Raw genomic sequence first — 3,462 nt, forward strand, 5'->3', positions numbered from 1 at the left:
TTTAGCAAAGTTGATGAATAATTTATAGTTATGCTAACGGTATCGCTTGCCATTATTTGATTTACATTAGATAAAAAGAGAATCATTCCTTGAAAAGAATATTGACCATTTTGAATACGCCATGGCTATCTTTATTGTTACTTGCTGTGAGTCTATGCGTAAGCACTTTGAATGTTTATGGCGCAGAGCCGATCCCCCACCAAACATTGAATACTAATTTTACAAAATTGACTAACGCTTTTGAACAACTTGATTTATCCGCTATGGAACAGATATACACAGACGATGCCGTGTATATTTCTGAAACACAAGATAGAGGGATTATTAGTGGCAAAGAAAGCATACTCAATCTTTACAGTCGATTTTTTAATAAAATTAAACATAAAAATGCCAAGCTTGAAGTCGATTTCCGTGTACTTGTACGTTATAGCGAGCCAAATAGTGCAACCGATATAGGTTATTATTTAGTACGTTTTCACCCGGGTAAAGAATCAGGCGAACCGGTCAGTGAGTTTGCGGGTAAATTTGTGACTGTGTTTACCAAAGACAGTAAGCAACAGTGGAAAATTAGTGTCGACTCTAATACTCACGCTGCGCCGCATTTTTACTATGATGCTAAACCAGTACCAAATCTTTACTATGGTCGACAATTTATCGCTGCTACATCACAAGAATGACCCGATGAACAAGAATGATTTAATAAACACCAAATCTACACTCTGCCCTTGTGGCAGTAAACAGCTCTACAGCAAATGTTGTGAACCCTGTCATTTGAGTCATGCCGTAGCACAACGACCAGAGCATTTAATGCGTTCGCGATATAGCGCCTTTGTGTTAAGACAATTTCATTACTTGATAACAACGCATCATGCTGACTATTTACACGGTTTGACAGAGCAACAGCTTGCTCAAGGTGATGTTCAGTGGTTGGGGTTGCAGGTGTTGTCGTCTAAACAAGAGTCTGACCATGGTGAAGTAACGTTTAAAGCGTGGTTTATTGAAGATAAACACATTGATGCTATTTATGAATGTTCGTCGTTTATCAAGCAGGATGGTTGTTGGTTTTATACTCACGGGCAACAAATGCAAACTCCATTACCTAGCCGAAATGATGCTTGTATCTGTTCTAGTGGCAAAAAATTTAAGCTATGTTGCGCTAAGCTTATGCGTTAGCATTTCTGCGCAACATGCCTAGGATATTATTGATTATTGATGTCATTGCAGGCTCAGGCTTGGTATAGCGGTATTGAACAATCACGAAATTCACGATTGTTCAATAAATCGGTTGTAACAGAGTCATGTGAAACAAAGCAAGATGATCACGACAATGGACGATTATGACTAAACAATGAATCCATCACTGATATAAATTAGTGTTGTATTGTTTCATGTGCATTAATAAACAAGGCAAAATCATTAACGCGAATAGCTGGACTGTACAAAAATCCTTGAGCATGATGACAAGCACTCAATGTTAAAAATTCCTCTTGCTCTTTGGTTTCAACCCCTTCCGCAGTTAACGAAATATTCAATGCTTTTGCCATCGCAATAATCGCACTGACAATCTCACGGCTTTCGTGGCTAGAAGAAATATCCATAATAAATGAGCGATCAATTTTCAATTTCGAAATAGGAAACTGTTTAAGGTATTTCATCGAACTATAACCCGTTCCAAAATCATCAATCGCTAAACCTACGCCTAACTCTGCTAATTCGTGACATAAATTAATAGCATAACGAATGTCACCCATGAGTTCTGTTTCAGTGATTTCAAGGATCAAAGTCTTTGGTTTGATGTGATAACGGGTAATCAACCGCCAAACTTGTTCGTACAGATTGCCGCTAAAAAATTGCCGCGCGGCTACATTCACATGCATCGCAATATTAACGTTTTTATGTTGCCACAAATTCAATTGTTTACAGGCCGTTTCTAATACCCACTCACCGATTTGATTAATCATTCCAGTTTGTTCTGCAATTTCAATAAACGCACCAGGATATAACACACCTTTTTTAGGATGGTTCCAGCGAATTAACGCTTCAGCGCCAATATACTGATTATTTTGCAAATCCATTAAAGGTTGGTAATACAACTCAAACTCACGACCACGGATAGCATGGTGTAAGTCTCGCTCTATTTCAGCATTGGAAGTGAATGTTTCCAATAGTGCTTCATTAAAAAACTGATAATGAGTCCCATTTTTCTTTTTAGCATATTGTAAGGTAATATCAGCACAAGATAACGGGGCAAACATCCCGACAACAGACTTAATATCGACCACTGCAATCGCAGGGTGAGGTTCAACTTTTTCTCGTGAGATAACTGATGGAGCGGCAAGATTCATATACAGCCGGCCGATCATTTGTTCAATATCCGTTTCCGGTAACATTGGCGGCAATAATATCGCAAATTCATCGCTACCTATTCTGGCAACATCAATAGCATTAGTTGATACGGCAAAGTGTTTTAGGCGCCGAGCAGTCTCAATTAATAAGCGATCGCCTTGTGCATGACCATTAGTATCGTTAAAGCGTTTGAAGCCTAATAAATCAATAAGAATCAATATCCCATCAGTGGCACGATCTAATTGAGGGGTAAAATGACTGCGATTGTGTAAGCCTGTTAATGAGCAATGCCATGCTAAACGCTCTAATTCTGCTTTGTGTAAATATTCAGCCGAATTGTCATAACTAGACACTAACGCATAATGCTTACCCTGTTCTGTTACGAACGGTGTTATGTGGTAATTCAGCCAATATTCACTGCCATCTATTCGCGCGAGTTTAAGATCACCTTTAACAATCTCACTATTACGTAATTTACTGATGATATGGTCGAGTAATTGCGGGGTATTTCTAAAAATATCAAGACTTGAAGCACTATGATGTTCAACCGTAGCGCGAGGTAACCCTGTCATTTTCTCATGTGCACTATTAACGTACTCGATGATTCGACTATCGGTATTCACCAGCATCACTACATGTTCTGATTGTTCGGTTGCATTGCGTAATAAATAAATTTGCTCATTACTATCATAGGTATAACGTGTAGCTAACGTCAGCGCTAATTGGTCAGCACATTGAATCGCAAACTGAATATCTGATTTTATCCAATTGACATCGGCGCAACTTTCAACAGATAACACACCTTCAATATGACCATTAATTCGGATGGCAATATCAATGCTGGTGATGATGTTATGATGTTGGTAGTAATCAGAAAATGTTTGAACTAGATTTATATGCGGATTGTCAGAAGATAAAATGTAACGGTGAGACCGTAGTTCTTTGAAATACTGAGGATCTATTGTGATTTGTCTCAAATGAGATGAATGACTCAACTTTTCGTCAATCTTACTTGCAACTAAAGTATGCTCACAAATGAAATTGTCATCAGCAGTAAAGTCATCGTTATCGGTTTTACTGACCAGAGTCCAAACTGACACAAATGATGCAGTGAAA

Annotated in this window: 3 protein-coding genes; 2 read left to right on the forward strand and 1 reads right to left on the reverse strand. The window is 38.3% G+C overall.

Annotated features, from left to right (window positions below):
- Positions 1-89: 89 nt before the first annotated feature.
- A complete protein-coding gene (locus CXF78_RS17425; protein ID WP_243638381.1) occupies positions 90-677 on the forward strand; it encodes a YybH family protein in 588 nt (195 codons plus the stop codon).
- 4 nt (positions 678-681) lie between these two features.
- The gene (locus CXF78_RS17430) at positions 682-1,173 is read left to right on the forward strand and encodes a YchJ family protein (RefSeq protein WP_102037469.1); all 492 of its coding nucleotides are present in this window, start codon (positions 682-684) and stop codon (positions 1,171-1,173) included.
- Between the two features lie 197 nt (positions 1,174-1,370).
- Here CXF78_RS17430 and CXF78_RS17435 read toward each other — a convergent pair.
- Positions 1,371-3,462, reverse strand: a 2,092-nt coding sequence (locus tag CXF78_RS17435; RefSeq protein WP_102037471.1) for a sensor domain-containing phosphodiesterase, incomplete at its 5' end; no start/stop codon positions are given.

Source organism: Shewanella sp. 11B5 (assembly GCF_002836795.1).
In the GTDB taxonomy this organism is placed as follows: Bacteria; Pseudomonadota; Gammaproteobacteria; order Enterobacterales; family Shewanellaceae; genus Shewanella; species Shewanella frigidimarina.